12 protein-coding genes and 1 pseudogene are annotated in these 16,639 nt (G+C 58.2%); 4 read left to right on the forward strand and 9 right to left on the reverse strand.

The window, feature by feature from the left end:
- Window positions 1-31: 31 nt before the first annotated feature.
- Window positions 32-2,329 (reverse strand): beta-glucosidase BglX, encoded by a 2,298-nt coding sequence (gene bglX, locus HMPREF1144_RS22000; protein WP_009653982.1) that lies wholly within the window; start codon window positions 2,327-2,329, stop codon window positions 32-34.
- A gap of 194 nt (window positions 2,330-2,523) precedes the next feature.
- Between bglX and dld the strand changes: the two genes are divergently transcribed.
- Together dld and HMPREF1144_RS22010 are read left to right on the forward strand one after the other, a co-directional pair.
- On the forward strand, window positions 2,524-4,266 hold the full coding sequence (gene dld / locus HMPREF1144_RS22005; RefSeq protein ID WP_009654013.1) for a D-lactate dehydrogenase: 1,743 nt from the start codon (window positions 2,524-2,526) through the stop codon (window positions 4,264-4,266).
- A gap of 97 nt (window positions 4,267-4,363) precedes the next feature.
- Window positions 4,364-4,918, forward strand: coding sequence for a GNAT family N-acetyltransferase (locus tag HMPREF1144_RS22010; protein WP_004138576.1), 555 nt, complete (start codon window positions 4,364-4,366; stop codon window positions 4,916-4,918).
- Window positions 4,919-5,012: 94 nt separating this feature from the next.
- Here the strand turns inward: HMPREF1144_RS22010 and pbpG are convergent, their stop codons facing one another.
- On the reverse strand, window positions 5,013-5,960 hold the full coding sequence (pbpG, locus tag HMPREF1144_RS22015) for a D-alanyl-D-alanine endopeptidase (protein ID WP_009654016.1): 948 nt from the start codon (window positions 5,958-5,960) through the stop codon (window positions 5,013-5,015).
- Window positions 5,961-6,136: 176 nt separating this feature from the next.
- Complete coding sequence (locus tag HMPREF1144_RS22025) at window positions 6,137-6,724, reverse strand: Yip1 family protein (RefSeq protein ID WP_009653980.1); 588 nt, start codon at window positions 6,722-6,724, stop codon at window positions 6,137-6,139.
- Window positions 6,725-6,879: 155 nt separating this feature from the next.
- Here HMPREF1144_RS22025 and HMPREF1144_RS22030 point away from each other — a divergent pair, with 155 nt between their 5' ends.
- Window positions 6,880-7,449, forward strand: coding sequence for a DedA family protein (locus HMPREF1144_RS22030; RefSeq protein ID WP_004852634.1), 570 nt, complete (start codon window positions 6,880-6,882; stop codon window positions 7,447-7,449).
- Window positions 7,450-7,552: 103 nt separating this feature from the next.
- On the opposite strand, the gene mdtQ is transcribed toward HMPREF1144_RS22030, so the two are convergent.
- Complete coding sequence (gene mdtQ, locus HMPREF1144_RS22035; protein ID WP_009653945.1) at window positions 7,553-8,992, reverse strand: multidrug resistance outer membrane protein MdtQ; 1,440 nt, start codon at window positions 8,990-8,992, stop codon at window positions 7,553-7,555.
- A 119-nt stretch (window positions 8,993-9,111) separates the two neighbouring features.
- Between mdtQ and HMPREF1144_RS22040 the strand changes: the two genes are divergently transcribed.
- A complete protein-coding gene (locus HMPREF1144_RS22040) occupies window positions 9,112-9,846 on the forward strand; it encodes a class I SAM-dependent methyltransferase (protein WP_009654014.1) in 735 nt (244 codons plus the stop codon).
- 63 nt (window positions 9,847-9,909) lie between these two features.
- Here HMPREF1144_RS22040 and HMPREF1144_RS22045 read toward each other — a convergent pair whose 3' ends face one another.
- From HMPREF1144_RS22045 to HMPREF1144_RS22065, 5 genes and pseudogenes are all read right to left on the reverse strand, one after another.
- Window positions 9,910-11,304 (reverse strand): glycoside hydrolase family 1 protein, encoded by a 1,395-nt coding sequence (locus tag HMPREF1144_RS22045; RefSeq protein WP_004852640.1) that lies wholly within the window; start codon window positions 11,302-11,304, stop codon window positions 9,910-9,912.
- Between the two features lie 17 nt (window positions 11,305-11,321).
- Window positions 11,322-13,293 (reverse strand): annotated as a pseudogene (bglF, locus tag HMPREF1144_RS22050) (PTS beta-glucoside transporter subunit IIABC).
- 53 nt (window positions 13,294-13,346) lie between these two features.
- Window positions 13,347-14,180, reverse strand: a complete 834-nt coding sequence (gene bglG / locus HMPREF1144_RS22055) for a transcriptional antiterminator BglG (protein WP_004122830.1) — start codon at window positions 14,178-14,180, stop codon at window positions 13,347-13,349.
- Between the two features lie 152 nt (window positions 14,181-14,332).
- Window positions 14,333-15,271: a tRNA dihydrouridine(16) synthase DusC gene (dusC, locus tag HMPREF1144_RS22060; RefSeq protein ID WP_004852644.1), complete on the reverse strand. Its 939-nt coding sequence runs from the start codon at window positions 15,269-15,271 to the stop codon at window positions 14,333-14,335.
- A 170-nt stretch (window positions 15,272-15,441) separates the two neighbouring features.
- Window positions 15,442-16,635, reverse strand: a complete 1,194-nt coding sequence (locus HMPREF1144_RS22065; protein ID WP_009653989.1) for a 3-hydroxybenzoate 6-monooxygenase — start codon at window positions 16,633-16,635, stop codon at window positions 15,442-15,444.
- Between the last annotated feature and the right edge of the window lie 4 nt (window positions 16,636-16,639).

Consider the following 16,639-nt stretch of genomic DNA (forward strand, 5'->3'; position numbering starts at 1 on the left):
GCAGCAGCCTTACCCGGGGGACAAATCACCATTACAGCAGTTCAAACTCGCTCTGCTTCACGCGGGCGGAGTCGACGCCGATAAAGACGTTGAATTTACCCGGCTCGGCGTCGTACTTCATCTGCTGGTTCCAGAACTTCAGCGCTTCTACGTCAATCGGGAAGCTGACGGTTTGCGTCTCGCCCGGCTTGAGGGTCACCTTTTTAAAGCCGCGCAGCATTTTCACCGGACGGCTCATGGAAGCGGTAACGTCCTGCAGATAAAGCTGAATCACCGTCGCCCCTTCGCGCTTGCCGGTATTGGTTACCTGCACGCTGGCGGTCACGCTGCCGTCGCGCTGCAGGGTCGGCGCCGACATTTTCACGTCGGAAACGCTAAAGGTGGCGTAACTCAGGCCGTAGCCAAACGGATAGAGCGGGCCGTTGGCCTCGTCAAAGTAGCGCGAGGTGTACTTGTTTGGCTTATCCGCATTGTACGGGCGACCGGTGTTGAGATGGCTGTAGTAGGTCGGGATCTGCCCGACCGAGCGCGGGAAGGACATGGGCAGCTTGCCAGACGGGTTGTAGTCGCCGAACAGCACATCGGCAATCGCGTTGCCGCCTTCGGTACCGGCAAACCAGGTTTCAAGGATCGCATCGGCCTGCTGATCCTCTTTCACCAGCGCCAGCGGACGACCGTTCATCAGCACCAGCACCAGCGGTTTACCGGTCGCTTTCAGCGCGCTAATCAGGGCGCGCTGGCTCTGCGGCAGGGTGATGTCGGTACGGCTGGAGGCTTCGTGGGCCATGCCCTGTGCCTCACCCACCACGGCAACCACCACGTCGGACTGCTTCGCCGCCGCCACCGCTTCGTCAATCATCTCCTGCGGCGAGCGCGAGTCAACCTGCACCGCTTTCTCGTAAAGATTGAGGAAGTCGACGATGCCTTTATCGTCGGTCACGTTGGCGCCTTTGGCATAGATAATCTTGCCTTTGTCGCCCAGCGCGTTCTGCATACCGGTCAGCACGGTCACCGACTGATCGGCCACGCCCGCCGCCGACCAGCTGCCCATCATGTCGCGCTTGCTGTCGGCCAGGGCGCCGATCACCGCGATAGTGCCCGATTTTTTCAGCGGCAGCGTATCGAGGCGGTTTTTCAGCAGCACCAGGCTTTCGCGCGCCACTTCGCGCGCTTCTTTGCGATGCAGGCGGCTTTCGGCGTTGGTATCCTGCGGATCGGAATCTTTCGGCCCCAGGTGGCTATACGGGTCGTTAAACAGGCCCATATCATATTTCACGTTCAGCACGTGGCGGGTCGCGTCATCCAGCTCCGCCATCGTCACCTTACCTGACTTCACCAGTCCCGGCAGATACTTGCTGTAGTACTCGTCGCTCATGCTCATATTGATGCCGGACTTCAGCGCCACGCGCACCGCGTCTTCCGGGTCCGACGCCACGCCGTGTTTGATCAGCTCTTTGATAGCGCCATGGTCGGAGACGGTAATGCCTTTGAAGCCCCACTGGTCGCGCAGCACGTCCTTGAGCAGCCAGGCGTCGGAGGTCGCCGGGGTGCCGTTAAGCGAGTTGAGGGCCACCATAACCGCGCCGCTGCCCGCATCCAGCCCCGCTTTGTAGGGCGGCATATAGTCGTTGAACAGGCGCTGCGGGCTCATATCAACGGTGTTGTACTCTTTGCCGCCTTCGACCGCGCCGTAGGCGGCAAAGTGCTTGACGCTGGTCATCACCGAGTAGCGCTCGGCCGGGCTTTTCCCCTGCATCGACTCCACCATCGCTCTGCCCATCTCGGTGGTCAGGTAGGTATCTTCCCCGAACCCTTCCGAAGCGCGGCCCCAGCGCGGATCGCGGGAGACGTCGACCATCGGCGCCCAGGTCATGTTCAGGCCATCATCGGCCGCTTCGTACGCCGATACTCGCCCGACGGTATTCACCGCGTCGAGATTAAAAGAGGAGGCCAGACCAAGGCTAATCGGGAAAACGGTGCGCTGGCCGTGGAGCACGTCATAGGCGAAAAAGAGCGGGATTTTCAGGCGGCTGAGTTCCATCACCTGATCCTGCATAGTGCGGATATCATGGCGGGTCACGGTGTTAAAAATCGCCCCCACCTGGCCTTCTTTGATCATTTCGCGGATAGCCTCTTTCGGGTTATCCGGGCCGACGCTAATTAAGCGCAGCTGACCGATTTTTTCATCCACCGTCATTTTCGTCAGCAGTTCCGTCACAAACGCATCCCGCGCCTGCGGCGTTAAGGGATGATTGCCGAACAATTCATCCGCCAGCGCCGGTTGCAGCGCCAGGCTCACAGCGACGCCTACAGTACAAAGCCATTTCATTTTTATCCCTCATTGTTCCAGTCGACCAGATCGGCGAAAAGATAGCAAAAATCGAAGTCTGCCATAAACATAAACGAGACGCCTGAATAAAGCGCGCGTTGTTCTCTGATTTTTCGAAACATTGATGCATCAAATTGTCATACAAAGCGCTATTCTTATTTTTGATAATTTTGTACCACCACAAGGAGTGGAACATGTCATCTGCAACAACCTATAACAACGCTTTTCTGGCTGAACTCGCCCGTCTGGTCGGCTCATCCCATCTGCTCACCGACCCGGCTAAAACCCAGCGCTACCGTAAAGGCTTTCGATCCGGCCAGGGCGACGCGCTGGCGGTGGTCTTTCCCGGTACCCTGCTGGAGCTGTGGCGCGTGCTAAACGCCTGCGTCAACGCCGATAAAATCATTCTGATGCAGGCGGCCAACACCGGCCTGACCGAAGGCTCAACGCCGAACGGTAACGATTATGACCGCGATATCGTCATTATCAGCACCCTGCGCCTGGATAAACTGCATCTGCTGGATAAAGGCGAGCAGGTGCTGGCTTATCCCGGCACGACGCTCTATTCGCTGGAAAAAGCGCTGAAGCCGCTGGGTCGCGAACCGCACTCGGTCATTGGTTCATCCTGCATCGGAGCATCGGTGGTCGGCGGGATCTGCAACAACTCCGGCGGCTCGCTGGTCCAGCGCGGCCCGGCGTACACCGAAATGTCGCTGTACGCGCAAATTGATGAAAACGGCAAGCTGACGCTGGTGAACCACCTTGGCATCGACCTCGGCACCACGCCGGAGCAAATCCTCAGCCGCCTCGACGACGAACGGGTTAAAGATGAAGATGTCCGCCACGATGGCCGCCACGCCCACGATCATGATTACGTCACCCGCGTGCGCGACGTGAATGCCGATACTCCGGCGCGCTACAACGCCGACCCGGACCGCCTGTTTGAATCTTCGGGCTGCGCCGGCAAGCTGGCGGTATTCGCCGTGCGCCTCGATACCTTCCCGGCGGAAAAACGCCAGCAGGTGTTCTACATCGGCACCAACCGCCCGGACGTGCTGACCGAAATTCGCCGCCATATTCTCGCCGAGTTCAACCATCTGCCGGTGGCGGGCGAGTACATGCACCGCGATATTTACGACATCGCCGAGCAGTACGGCAAAGACACCTTCCTGATGATCGACAAGCTCGGCACCGATAAAATGCCGTTCTTCTTTACCATGAAGGGCCGCACCGACGCGATGCTGGAGAAAGTGTCGCTGTTTAAGCCGCACTTCACCGACCGCTTTATGCAAAAGCTGGGTCACGTCTTCCCGTCGCACCTGCCGGAGCGAATGAAAACCTGGCGCGATAAATACGAACACCATCTGCTGCTGAAAATGGCGGGCGACGGCATCGAAGAGGCTCAGGCCTGGCTCGGGGAATATTTCCAGAATGCCGAAGGGGATTTCTTCGTCTGCACCGCAGAAGAAGGCAGCAAAGCCTTCCTGCACCGCTTTGCCGCCGCGGGTGCGGCGATCCGCTACCAGGCGGTTCACGCCGATGAGGTGGAAGATATTCTGGCGCTGGACATCGCCCTGCGCCGTAACGACACCGAATGGTTTGAGCATCTTCCCGCCGATATCGATAGCCAGCTGGTGCATAAGCTCTATTACGGCCACTTTATGTGCCACGTTTTCCATCAGGATTACATCGTGAAAAAAGGCGTCGATGCCCACGAACTGAAAGAGAAAATGCTGGTGCTGCTGAAGGAGCGGGGCGCCCAATATCCGGCCGAGCATAACGTCGGCCATCTGTATGAAGCGCCGGAAAGCTTAAAACGCTTCTATCGCGAAAACGATCCCACCAACAGCATGAACCCGGGGATTGGCAAAACCAGTAAGCAAAAATACTGGGGCGAAGCGCAGGAGAAACCGACGAGCGCGACCGAACCGCAATAATCCGCACGGGGGACTGTTCAGCCGCGGGGCTTCTGTATTACGCTGCACGCCGGAGAAATTTCCTCTCCGGCAAACCCGTTTAAGGAATTAATCCATCATGTCCGCAGTGGATAAGCTACACGACGCTGACTTAGAGATCCGCGAAGCGCTGCCCGATGACGCCCACGCTATCGCCGCGCTGTACGTCTGGCACGTGCTCAATGGACGCGCCTCTTTTGAAGAGATCCCGCCAACCGTGGATGAGATGCGCAAGCGTATCAAAACCGTGCGCGATAGCGGGCTGCCGTGGCTGGTTGCCCTGTGGCGCGGCACCATCGTCGGCTACTGCTACGCCACCTTTTACCGCCCGCGTCCGGCCTACCGCTACACCCTGGAAGAGTCGATTTACGTTGAGGCGGGAATGGGAGGACGCGGTATCGGCAGCGCCCTGCTCTCCCGGTTAATTGAGAAATGCGAACAGGGACCGTGGCGACAAATGCTGGCGATTATCGGCGACGGCCACAGTAACGCCGGGTCGATTGCGATTCATAAAAAGTTCGGTTTTAGCGTGGCGGGTCAGCTGCGCAGCGTCGGCTATAAGATGGGCGACTGGCGGGATACCTTGATTATGCAGCGCCCGCTCGGCGATGGCGACTGGACGCTGCCGGAGTAACCCCCCGGCTCGCGCTGCGCTTAGCCGGGCTACGGTATAGCGCGATTCTGTAGCCCGGATAAGGCGTTTACGCCGTAATCCGGGGAAATGGAGGTTAATCGTTCTGCGCGGTCTGCGCGCCGCCTTTCAGCATCGCGTCGGCCATCTGCGCTTCACGCTGCTTTTTATAGCTGAGCGCGGAAGCCGGAACCGGCATCACTTTTCCCGTTTCAATCCACGTTCTCAGACGGCTGGCGTCGGCAAAGTGGGTATATTTACCAAACGCATCCATCACCACCAGCGCCACCGGGCGCTGATTAATCACCGTCCGCATAATCAGGCAGTGGCCCGCCGCGTTAGTAAAGCCGGTCTTGGTCAGCTGTATATTCCAGTTGTCGCGGTAGACCAGATGGTTGGTATTGCGTAACGGTAGCGTGTAGGCCGGGTGGGCGAATGTCGCCATATCTTCTTTGGTGGTGCTCAGCTGGCCAATCAGCGGATACTGCTCGCTGGCGATCAGCAGCTTACTCAGATCGCGCGCGGTAGAGACGTTATGAATCGACAGGCCGGTGGGCTCAACGTAACGGGTACGGGTCATCCCCAGCGCCTGAGCCTTGGCGTTCATCGCGCGGATAAACGCGTCGTAGCCGCCCGGATAATGGTGCGCCAGGCTGGCGGCGGCGCGGTTTTCCGACGACATTAGCGCCAGCAGCAGCATATTGCGGCGGCTGATTTGGCTGTTCAGGCGAACGCGCGAATAGATCCCTTTCATCTCAGGCGTCTGGCTGATATCAACGGTCAGCATCTCATCAAGCGGCAGATGGGCATCAAGCACCACCATCGCGGTCATCACCTTGGTGATCGACGCCATCGGGCGAACCAGGTCCGGCTGGCTGGCATAGATGATTTTTTTGCTGGCAAGGTCGACGATCATCGCACTACCGGAAGCGATATCCGGCTGGGAGGCGGTCACCGCCGTGGAGGTTTTAGCCAACGCCTGGGGCGCAAAAGGCACAGCCAGCAGCAACGTCAGGCTGAGCAAAGAAACTCGAAATTTGGTCATCGTGAACATTCTGAAAAGTATTTTTGCACGTTATGAACGTACGCCGCGGCGCTGGGGTGATGACGCCGCTGGCAAAAATCATCATACCCTGTCAGAACGCGAGCTGGCTAATAAGAATCGTGAACAAATGCTGCATTGCCGACATAAAAATCTATTTATGCCGGCAATGAGTTAAATCAGAAGAGCCGATATCCGTATCCCCAGAGAATGACGGTGATCGCCAGCAGCACTTCCAGCACCAGCACCCCTATCGCCAGAGTCGAGCTGGCGAAGCTCAACCCCTCTTCTTTGTTGATTCCCAGGAACGTGGGAATACCGAGATACAGCAGATAGCCGGTATAAAGCAGCGCAACGGTTCCCACCAGCGCGCACAGCCACACCAGCGGATAGAGCGCCACGATCCCGCTGAGAAAAAGCGGCGTGGCGACATAGCCGGCGAAAACCATACAGCGCTTAAGCGATGGCCGCTGCGGATAGCTTCGTGCCATCCACCAGATAACCCGCCCCATCACCGCGACCCCGGCGAGCATGACGGCATAAAACAGCACCGCCAGGGCCAGCCCGGTCATCAGCGACAGTTTTACCACCGTGCCGTCGCCGAAGTTCCAGCCCAGCTGCGTGGTGCCGATAAAGGCGCAGATAACCGGAACCGCCGCCATGACCAGCACATGGTGCGTATAGTGATGCGAAACGGTTTCGTTTTCGCTTTTAATAACGCTCATCTCTTGATTAGGATGAGAGAAGAGCCCCCAGACATGGTTCATAGCGTCCCCCTTGTCACGGCGTGGTACAGCACTGATCCAAGTATAATTCACCTTGTAGATTATTTTGTGTACAGCGAGAAAAATGCGCTTCCCCGGCATTTTTATCATCAGGGTGTATGATTAAGGGAATGACGTTTTATGGAGTTAATCTTTATATGGATATCAATAACCTGATTTCCCAGTACGGCTACGCGGCGCTGGTCATTGGCAGCATGGCGGAAGGCGAAACCATTACGCTGCTCGGCGGCGTGGCGGCACATCAGGGATTATTGAAGTTCTGGCTGGTGGTTATTTCGGTCGCCCTCGGCGGGATGATTGGCGATCAGCTGCTTTATTTGCTCGGCAGACGCTTTGGCGGACGGATCCTGCGGCGGTTTGCGCGCCAGAAAAAACGGATCCAGAAAGCCCAGCGTATGATCCAGCGTCGCCCCTACCTGTTTGTCATCGGCACCCGCTTTATGTACGGCTTCCGGGTTATCGGCCCACTGCTGATTGGCGCCAGCCGCCTGCCGCCGAAGGTGTTTCTGCCGCTGAATATTGTCGGCGCGATTATCTGGGCGTTAATTTTTACCACGCTCGGCTATCTCGGCGGGGAAGCGATTGGCCCGTGGCTGCATCATCTGGACGCGCATCTCAAGCACTGGATCTGGCTGATTCTGGCGGTGGTGCTGGTGGTTGCGGCGCACTGGTGGCTAAAGCGCCGCGAGGCAAAGAAGAAAGAGTAACGAGAGCTCCCGGATGGCGGCGTAAACGCCTTATCCGGGCGACAACCCCACATACCACACAATCTGTAGCCCGGCTAAGCGCAGCGCGAGCCGGGGAAAAGAACTACTTCGCCGCCTGATGATACCCGCCGCCCAGCGCGGAGGTCAGCTGGATGCTGGCATCAAGCCACTGGCCGTGCAGGCGCAGCGCGGTGACGCGCTCCTGCAGCGCCGGCAGCTTCGCCAGGCTGACGCGCGAGCCGGAAATAATCCCGGCGTTCATCCGCGCCTGCGCCAGCGCGACCATCCGCTGAGCATCTTTTTCAACCTGCTGCTGCTGCTGATTTTTCGCCATCAGCGTTTCCATCTGGCTGGCGGTTTTCGCCACCTGATTAACCGCATCGACCACTGCTTTGTTGTACTTCGCTATCGACAGGGCGTTTTGCGCGCTGGCGATATCCAGATTCGCGTTCAGGCGGCCGCTATCAAAGATCGGCAGGGTCAGCCCGGCGGTGACGCCCATCTGCTGGGCAGAGTGGCGGAAGAGATCGCTGAGATGCAGGGCATCCTGCTGCAGGAAGGCCATCAGGTTGATATCCGGATAAAACGCGGCTTTCGCGGCATCAACTTCGCTTAATGAAGCCTCGATATACCAGTGGGCAACCTGCAGGTCCGGGCGTCGCGCCAGCAGCTCATAGCCCAGCTGGTTGGGCATTTGCGCGCTGACGGCGGGTAAATCCGCCGGATGAAGATTCAACGCCTGGCTCTGACTGTTGGTCAGCGCCATCAGCCGCGCTTCAATCTCCTTCATATTGCCCGCCACGTCGGCGAGCTGCTGATCGGTTTTACTGACGTTAATATCGTTCTCGGCCCCTTCGGCCGAGTTGGTGATCCCGCGTTGATACAGCGCAGTATCCACGGTAACGACATTATTCTGTTCGCGCTTCACCTGCGTCAGCACGTTTTTAATGGCCGCTTCGGTCTGCCACTGCCAGTAAAGGCGGGCGACGCTGCCGGCCAGCAGTTCGCGGGTCTGGGCTTCTTCGGCGACCTGGGCTTTGATTTCACCGATGCGCGCTTTGAGCAGCGCGCGGTTTTTACCCCACAGGTCCAGATCCCATCCGGCGGTCAGTCCGAAGGTGCCGTTGGTGTACCACGGCCCGGTATTGCCATCGGTATCGGTGGCAAACGGCCCCATCAGCCCCTCGGAGGACATTTTCTGCCGTTCAATATCGGCGGAAAAATCCAGGTTCGGCCCCAGGCTGGATTGCGACATCCGCACCTGCGCTTCCGCCAGCCTGATGCGCTGTTCGGCAATCTGCATGTCCGGCGCATTGGCTAAGGCACGCTGAATCAGGCTATTGAGCTGAGGGTCATGGTAATCCTGCCACCAGTTGCTCTGCGGCCAGCCGTTTTTCACGGCGGCGGGCAGTTCCGTTGCGACGTGGGATGCCGGGGTCTGCTGCTGGAGCGGCATGCCAGTATCGTGCGATGGCGCGCAGCCCGCCAGCGCGATAACCAGTGGCAGGCCAGCCAACGCGCGTTTGCTCAAAGTCAGGTTCATGAAATCGGGCAGATGATTAAATAAGGTCGGGTATATTAAGCTACTTGCATCCTTGCCGTTTAGTAAAGCGTGTGCCGTAACTATTAGCAGACTAAAAATAAACTTCTCATGGAGTGAAAATGAGTCAGAACATCTATGACGATCCCGCTTTTTTTGCCGGATACGCCACCCTCGACCGTTCAGTTAAAGGGCTGGAAGGCGCGCCCGAGTGGCCGACCCTTCAGCAAATGCTTCCGCCGTTATCCGGTTTACGCGTCGTCGATCTTGGCTGCGGCTACGGCTGGTTTTGCCGCTGGGCCCGCGACCAGGGCGCCGCGCGGGTGGACGGGCTGGATCTCTCCAGCCGTATGCTGGATCGCGCCCGCGAAATGACCCGCGGCGAAGGTATCCGCTATCGCTGCGAAGATCTTCAGACGCTTACCCTGCCCGCCGATAGCTGCGAGCTGGTCTATAGCTCGCTGGCGCTGCACTATCTGCCCGACGTGGCGCCGCTGTTCGCCACCGTTTACCAGGCGCTGACGCCCGGCGGTACGCTGCTGTTCTCCGCCGAGCATCCCATCTATACCGCCCCGCCGCGTCAGGGCTGGCTGGAAGATGAGAACGGGCAGAAAAGTTGGCCTGTTAGCCACTACCAGCAGGAGGGCGAGCGCATCAGCAACTGGTTTGCCGACGGGGTGAAAAAACAGCACCGCAAGCTGTCCAGCTGGATAAACCAGCTGATCGCCGCCGGTTTTATCATCGAGCATCTGGACGAGTGGGGACCGACGGCGGAGCAGATCGCCGCTCAGCCGGCGCTGGATGAAGAAAAAGAGCGGCCGATGATTTTTCTCCTGCGCGCGCGCAAGCCGGCGTAATACGCAAAAAGGCCCGGAAGTTATCCGGGCCATAAGGATGATCTTAGCTTCGTGCTCAGGGCATTACTCTTTTAAGCTGCCGCCGTTGGTGGCGATTACCTCTTTATACCACCAGAAGCTCTTCTTGCGGCTCCGCGCCAGGGTGCCGTTGCCTTCATCGTCGCGATCGACGTAGATAAAGCCATAGCGTTTGGACATCTCCGCCTTCGACGCGCTCACCAGGTCGATAGGCCCCCAGCTGGTGTAGCCCATTAGCTCAACGCCGTCCTCTATTGCCTCACGAGCCTGCACCAGATGGTCGTTAAGGTAGCTGATCCGGTAATCGTCGTTGATGCTGCCGTCGGCTTCCACCTTATCCTTGGCGCCCAGGCCGTTTTCCACGATAAACAACGGCTTCTGATAGCGATCCCACAGCACGTTCAGCAGCGTGCGCAGGCCGAGGGGGTCAATCTGCCAGCCCCACTCCGAGCTTGCCAGGTGCGGGTTCGGCACCATGCTGAGAATATTGCCGCGCGACTTTTTGTTCAGCTCTTCGTCGGCGGTCACGCAGCCGGTCATATAGTAGCTGAAGGAGATAAAATCGACGGTCTCTTTCAGGGCTTCGCGATCGGCATCGGTGATCTCAAGGCTAATGCCGTTGTCGCGGAAATAGCGCAGCATATAGCCCGGGTAAGCGCCGCGGCACTGGACATCGCCAAAGAACTGCCAGCTGCGGTTCTGCTGCAGGGTTTCAAAAATATCGTCCGGTTTGCAGCTGAGCGGATACATCAGGCCGCCGAGCAGCATATTGCCGATTTTGCCCTCTGGCACGATGTCATGACAGGCCTTTGCCGCCAGGGCGCTCGCCACCAGCTGATGGTGAATAGCCTGGTAGACTTCCGCTTTGCTGCTGTCTGCCGGCAGACCGACGCCGGTCATCGGCGCATGCAGGGACATATTGATTTCATTAAAGGTCAGCCACAGTTTGACCTTCGCCTGGTAGCGCGCAAACACCGTACGGGCGTAGCGTTCGAAGAAGCCAATGACTTTGCGATTGCCCCAGCCGCCGTAGTTTTTCACCAGCGCCCACGGCATCTCATAGTGGGACAGGGTTACCAGCGGAGTAATATTGTGCTTCGCCATTTCATCAAACAGCTTATCGTAAAAGGCCAGTCCGGCTTCGTTTGGCTGCGCCTCATCGCCCTCAGGGAAAATACGCGCCCAGGCAATGGATACGCGCAGGCAGTTAAAGCCCATCTCGGCAAAGAGGCTGATATCTTCCGGATAACGGTGGTAAAAATCGATGGCAACATCTTTTATACCGCTATCGCCGGGTACGCGCTCTACCACATCGCCAAATACGCCGCGCGGCTGGACGTCAGAAGTGGTTAATCCCTTCCCGTCTTCCAGATAAGCGCCTTCAACCTGGTTTGCCGCGGTCGCGCCGCCCCATAAAAACGCCTGTGGGAATGTCTTCATTCATCTCTCTCCTGTGATTAACGGCTTACGGACAACAGCGGCTGACCGGCATCCACCGCGCTGGCGGATACGATGTCGAGAGCACGATAATCATCGCTGTTGCTGATAATAATGGGCGTCGCCAGATCATAGCCGGCGTCCAGGATCGCCTGGCGGTCAAACTCCAGCAGCAGGTCGCCCGCTTTAATTTTATCGCCCTCTTTTACATGGGCGGTAAACGGCACGCCATCAAGCTTAACGGTGTCGATGCCAACGTGGATGAGCAGCTCAATGCCGCTGTCGCTCAGCAGACCGATGGCATGTTTCGTCTGAAAAATCGAGGCGACCTCGCCTGAGAACGGCGCAATAACTTTGCCCACTGAGGGGATAATCGCCACGCCCTGGCCAAGTAAACCGCTGGCGAAGGTGCTATCGGGAACCTGATCCAGCGCCAGTACGCTGCCGGTCATCGGCGCCAGGATGTCGTTTTCCGAGGCCGGAGCCACCGCAACCGCAGCCTGCTCAGCGCTGCTGCGCGGCAGCCCGGCGACGAGGGTAAGTACGCAGGCGATGATTAACGAGGCAAACATCCCCGCCGCGCCGCCCCACACCGTAGCGTCAATGCCCTCCGGCGGGATCATCTGCGCCAGGGTGAAAATGTTACCGAAACCGAAAGAATAGACGTGACTGTCGCTAAAGCCGACAATCGCGCCGCCGATAGCGCCAGCGACGCAGCCGAAGATAAAGGGACGGCGTAAAGGCAGGTTCAGACCATAGATCGCCGGCTCGGTCACGCCGAAGATCCCCGCGGATACCGCCGAGCCCGCCAGCACTTTTTGCCGCGCATCGCGGGTGCGCAGGAAAATCCCCAGCGCGGCGCCAACCTGCCCCATCACCGCCGGCAGCAGCATCGGCATCATCGAATCATGGCCCAGCACGGCAAGGTTGTTAATCATTAACGGTATCAGGCCCCAGTGCAGCCCAAAGATGACGCACACCTGCCACAGCGCCCCCATCGCCGCGCCGGCAAGCCAGGGCGCGACCTGATAGATAAGCTGATAACCATTGGCCAGCAGCTGGCTCAGCCAGGTGGCTACGGGGCCGATAATCAGAAACGTGAGCGGTACGACGACGGCCAGGCAAATCGCCGGCGTGAAGAAATTCTTCATTGAGGAAGGCAGTATCGCGTTGCTGCGTTTTTCAATCCAGCAGCTGACCCACGAAGCGAGGATAATCGGAATGACCGAGGAGCTGTAATTGATAAAGGTCACGGGAATGCCGAGAAAATACTCCGTCGCGGCGCCGGGCGCCATGCTGGCGTCAAATGCTTGAATCATCAGCGGATGAGTTAACGCGCCGCCGATCACCATGGTAATAAAGGGGTTGCCGCCAAATTTCTTACCGGCGGTATAGCCGAGAAACAGCGGGAAAAAGAAGAACAGCGCATCGCTGGCGGCAAACCAGATCTTGTAGGTTGCCTGCTGCGTCGTTAACCAGCCGCAAACCACCGCCAGCGCCAGCAAGCCTTTGAGGATCCCCGAGGCCGCCAGGACGCCGATAAACGGAGTGAAAATACCGGAAACAATGTCGATAAGCTGGCCGATAATCGACACTTTTTCGCCTTTTACCGCCACCGGCTCGCTGTCATCCGTCAGGCCGGCTTCGCCGCGCACCGCCAGCCAGACATCATGCACGTGGTTACCGATGACCACCTGAAACTGGCCGCCGCTTTCCACCACCATGATGACGCCAGGATTCGCCTTCAGTCCTTCGGCATCCGCCTTCTTGCTATCTTTGAGCTTAAAACGCAGCCGCGTTGCGCAGTGAACCAGACTCACAATATTCTCTTTGCCACCAACCCGGCTGAGAATATCCTGCGCGAGTGCTTTATATTCCATGCTGTTTTTCCTTACTTCCGCTGCCCGCAGGCATCGTTAACTGAGTATTAAAAATAAAAAAACCCGAGAACAACGCCGTGTAGACGTTGCGCTCAGGTTTTGCCTGCGTAATGCAGTAACAATCCAGTTGTAGCGCGGGAGCTATGCGCCAGGCCCGATCGGCGCTTAGCGTCCCTCTTTTCTCACCCGCTCAATATGAATAGCGAGAAACATAATTTCTTCCGTCGTCAGCGGCCGCTGGTAGCTCTTTTGCAGGTGCCGGGCGACGGTTTCCGCACACTTCCACGCTTTAGGGTAGTTATCCTTTACCGCGCTGTGCAGCGTCACATCATCATCTTCGACCACCGTTCGCGTCAGCATACGCTGGGCGAAAAACTTGAGATGGGTGACAAAGCGCTGGTAGCTCAGCGACTCTTCATCGTAGTTCAGCGTCAGTTGATACTTCACCAGCTGCAGGATCTCCTGCATGACCCGGGTGACGTGCATCACTTCCGGCATTTCGCTGTTGAGCTGCGCCGTGACCAGATGCAGGGCGATAAAACCCGCTTCATCTTCGGCCAGTTCAACCCCGAGCCGTTTGCTGACGATCGCCCGCGCCTCCTGCCCTAACTCAAATTCCTTCGGATACAGCCGCTTTATTTCCCACAGCAGCACATTACGAATGGCGATGCCCTTCTTCTGCCGCTCAATCGCAAAGTGGCAGTGGTCGGTCAGGGTAATGTACAAACTATCCTGTAACTTACCGAGACGACCGCGCGCCAGATCGATGATCCGATCGCAGGTCGTCATCACTTCTAACGGTATCTGACTGAGTAATTCACCTAAACGGCCAACCAGTTCATCGCTCTGCAGCGCGAAGACCTTTTCAATTTTACTTTCATCAAGAGAGTCACCAACGCGTTTCTGAAAGGCAAGTCCTCGGCCCATGACCACCTGTTCGCGCTGCTGCTCATCAACAACCACCACTACATTATTATTAAGTACTTTGGCGATTTGCATATGAACCCCAAAAACAAAAAAACCTGACCCCGACGGATGCCAGGAAATCAGGTTTTGCCTGCCGGAGCAGTAACAATCGGTAGTGAGTATTTCACTGTCCGCCGGGTAATCTCAATGGGACAAGCTAAAAAATGTGATGCCGGTCAGATAGTTTAGCTACGCCAGTCGTTAATCGTGCGCGCTATGCTGGTTGAATCCTGTAGGGTGCGTACCGCGCTGAACAGGTCAGCCGCTTCCAGGTACTCTTTACGCAAATAGCTCAGCCACTGTTTTATCCGCGCGACGTGATAAAGACCGGTGTCGCCCTGCTTTTCCAGACGGGTGTATTTTTGCAGCAGTTCGACCACCTGCGGCCAGGGCATACGCGGTTCGTTATATTTTATCACCCGGCTCAGGTTTGGAACGTTCAGCGCGCCGCGGCCAATCATCACCGCATCGCAGCCGGTCGCGGCCAGGCAATCCTGGGCGCTTTGCCAGTCCCAGATTTCACCGTTGGCCACCACCGGGATAGTCAGGCGCTGACGGATTTCGCCAATAGCCTGCCAGTCAATGCGCTCCGCTTTATAGCCATCCTCTTTGGTGCGGCCGTGAACCACCAGCTCGCTGGCGCCCGCCTGCTGGACCGCATCGGCAATTTCAAACCGACGCTCGCCGCTGTCCCAGCCAAGCCGAACTTTTACCGTGACCGGCAGATGGACGGGAACCGCCTCGCGCATCGCTTTGGCACCGCGATAGATAAGCTCGGGATCTTTGAGCAGCGTCGCCCCGCCGCCGCTGCCGTTCACCAGTTTTGACGGGCAGCCGCAGTTAAGGTCAACGCCCCAGGAACCGAGTTCGACCGCGCGAGCGGCGTTTTCCGCCAGCCACTGCGGATACTGCCCGAGCAGCTGTACGCGCACGCGGGTGCCGGACGGCGTCAGGCTGTTGTTATGCAGTTCCGGACACAGTCTGTAGAACGATTTTACCGGCAGGAGCTGATCCACCACGCGCAAGAATTCGGTGATGCAGAGATCGTAATCATTCACTTCGGTCAGCAGCTCGCGCACCAGCGAATCGAGCACGCCTTCCATCGGCGCCAGTAACACACGCATATTGTTTTTTCATTGCCCGGAAAAAAGAGGCGCTATGTTAGCGCCTCTGGATGCGGGTTGAAAGGGGCCAAGATCGGTTTTCCCGGCGGCGCTGCTGCTTCCCGGCTTGCGCTGCGCTTAGCCGGGCTACAAGGTCACCTCTGTCTGCGACCCGGGAAATGCACAGCCGCTTAACGTGCTTCCAGGCAGTTATCCTCTTTCCAGCCGTACAGCCACTCGATGCCGCGATAAAACTCGCTCTGGGTCTTGCCTTTCCACAGCAGGTTGCGTACCTGGCGCTCAACGCCGGCAGCGTGATAGACCCGCCCCATTTCACGCGTCGACCAGACGATCCGCGCGGTACGCGGAATGCGTACCGACTCATACAGCGCGAAAGCGCGGGCAGCGTCGCCGTTGCACTGCGCCAGCGCTTTACCCAGCGTCACCGCGTCTTCCAGCGCCATACAGGCCCCCTGGGCCATATACTGCGCCACCGGGTGAGCGGCATCGCCAACCAGCGTGATGCGGCCGTTGCCCCATTTCTCTACCGGCTCGCGGTCGGCGGTAGACCAGCGCCGCCAGGAGGTCGGCTTATCCAGCATCTGCCGGGGACGCGGGTGAATGCCTTTAAAGTAGGAGAGCACCTCTTCTTTACTGCCATCGCGCACGCCCCACTCTTCTTTCTCCCGGCTGTGGAAGGTCACCACCAGATTGTACTGCTTACCGCCGCGCAGCGGATAATGCACCAGGTGGCAGTGCGGACCCGCCCACAGCACCGGCGCGTTAATGCGCAAATCGTCCGGCATATCGGCGGCGTCGACCACCGCGCGATAGACCACATGGCCGGTCACCCGCGGCGAATCCCCCAGCAGGCTCTGGCGTACCACCGACTTACCGCCATCGCAACCGATCAGGATATCCGCCGTCCAGCTGTTGCCTTTGTCATCGAAAACCGTCACGTCATCGGCGGTCTGGCGGATATCCACCACCTGGGTCGAGGTGCGATACTCCACGGCAGGATGGGTCAGCGCCGCTTCCCAGACGGTGGCGTGGATGTCTACCCGGTGGATCACCGCATACGGCCCGCCAAAATGGTCGCGGAACGCCTGTCCGGTCTCAATATGCACCACCTCTTCGCCGTTGACCGCATCCATCATGGTGATATGGTCGGTAAACACCGCCCGCTGGCGGGCGACTTCGCCGACGCCGAGGCTGTCGAGGGCCGAGAACGCGTTAGGGCCAAGCTGGATCCCCGCGCCGATTTCGCCGATTTCATGCGCCTTTTCCAGCAGCATCACCTTGATGCCCTGGCGCGCCAGAGAGAGCGCCGTGGCCGCTCCGCCAATACCACCGCCGACAATAATTGCTCGCATCACTTTTGCCATGTTG

The organism is Klebsiella sp. OBRC7, from assembly GCF_000293135.1.
GTDB classification, from domain to species: domain Bacteria; phylum Pseudomonadota; class Gammaproteobacteria; order Enterobacterales; family Enterobacteriaceae; genus Klebsiella; species Klebsiella michiganensis.

Excerpts from the sequence above, each read along its gene's own strand:
- HMPREF1144_RS22025 (WP_009653980.1), bottom strand. The coding sequence starts at position 6,724 with ATGAACCATGTCTGGGGGCTCTTCTCTCATCCTAATCAAGAGATGAGC.
- bglG (WP_004122830.1), bottom strand. The coding sequence starts at position 14,180 with ATGCAAATCGCCAAAGTACTTAATAATAATGTAGTGGTGGTTGTTGAT.
- mdtQ (WP_009653945.1), bottom strand. The coding sequence starts at position 8,992 with ATGAACCTGACTTTGAGCAAACGCGCGTTGGCTGGCCTGCCACTGGTT.
- dusC (WP_004852644.1), bottom strand. The coding sequence starts at position 15,271 with ATGCGTGTGTTACTGGCGCCGATGGAAGGCGTGCTCGATTCGCTGGTG.
- dld (WP_009654013.1), top strand. The coding sequence starts at position 2,524 with ATGTCATCTGCAACAACCTATAACAACGCTTTTCTGGCTGAACTCGCC.
- HMPREF1144_RS22010 (WP_004138576.1), top strand. The coding sequence starts at position 4,364 with ATGTCCGCAGTGGATAAGCTACACGACGCTGACTTAGAGATCCGCGAA.
- HMPREF1144_RS22065 (WP_009653989.1), bottom strand. The coding sequence starts at position 16,635 with ATGGCAAAAGTGATGCGAGCAATTATTGTCGGCGGTGGTATTGGCGGA.
- bglX (WP_009653982.1), bottom strand. The coding sequence starts at position 2,329 with ATGAAATGGCTTTGTACTGTAGGCGTCGCTGTGAGCCTGGCGCTGCAA.
- HMPREF1144_RS22040 (WP_009654014.1), top strand. The coding sequence starts at position 9,112 with ATGAGTCAGAACATCTATGACGATCCCGCTTTTTTTGCCGGATACGCC.
- HMPREF1144_RS22045 (WP_004852640.1), bottom strand. The coding sequence starts at position 11,304 with ATGAAGACATTCCCACAGGCGTTTTTATGGGGCGGCGCGACCGCGGCA.
- HMPREF1144_RS22030 (WP_004852634.1), top strand. The coding sequence starts at position 6,880 with ATGGATATCAATAACCTGATTTCCCAGTACGGCTACGCGGCGCTGGTC.
- pbpG (WP_009654016.1), bottom strand. The coding sequence starts at position 5,960 with ATGACCAAATTTCGAGTTTCTTTGCTCAGCCTGACGTTGCTGCTGGCT.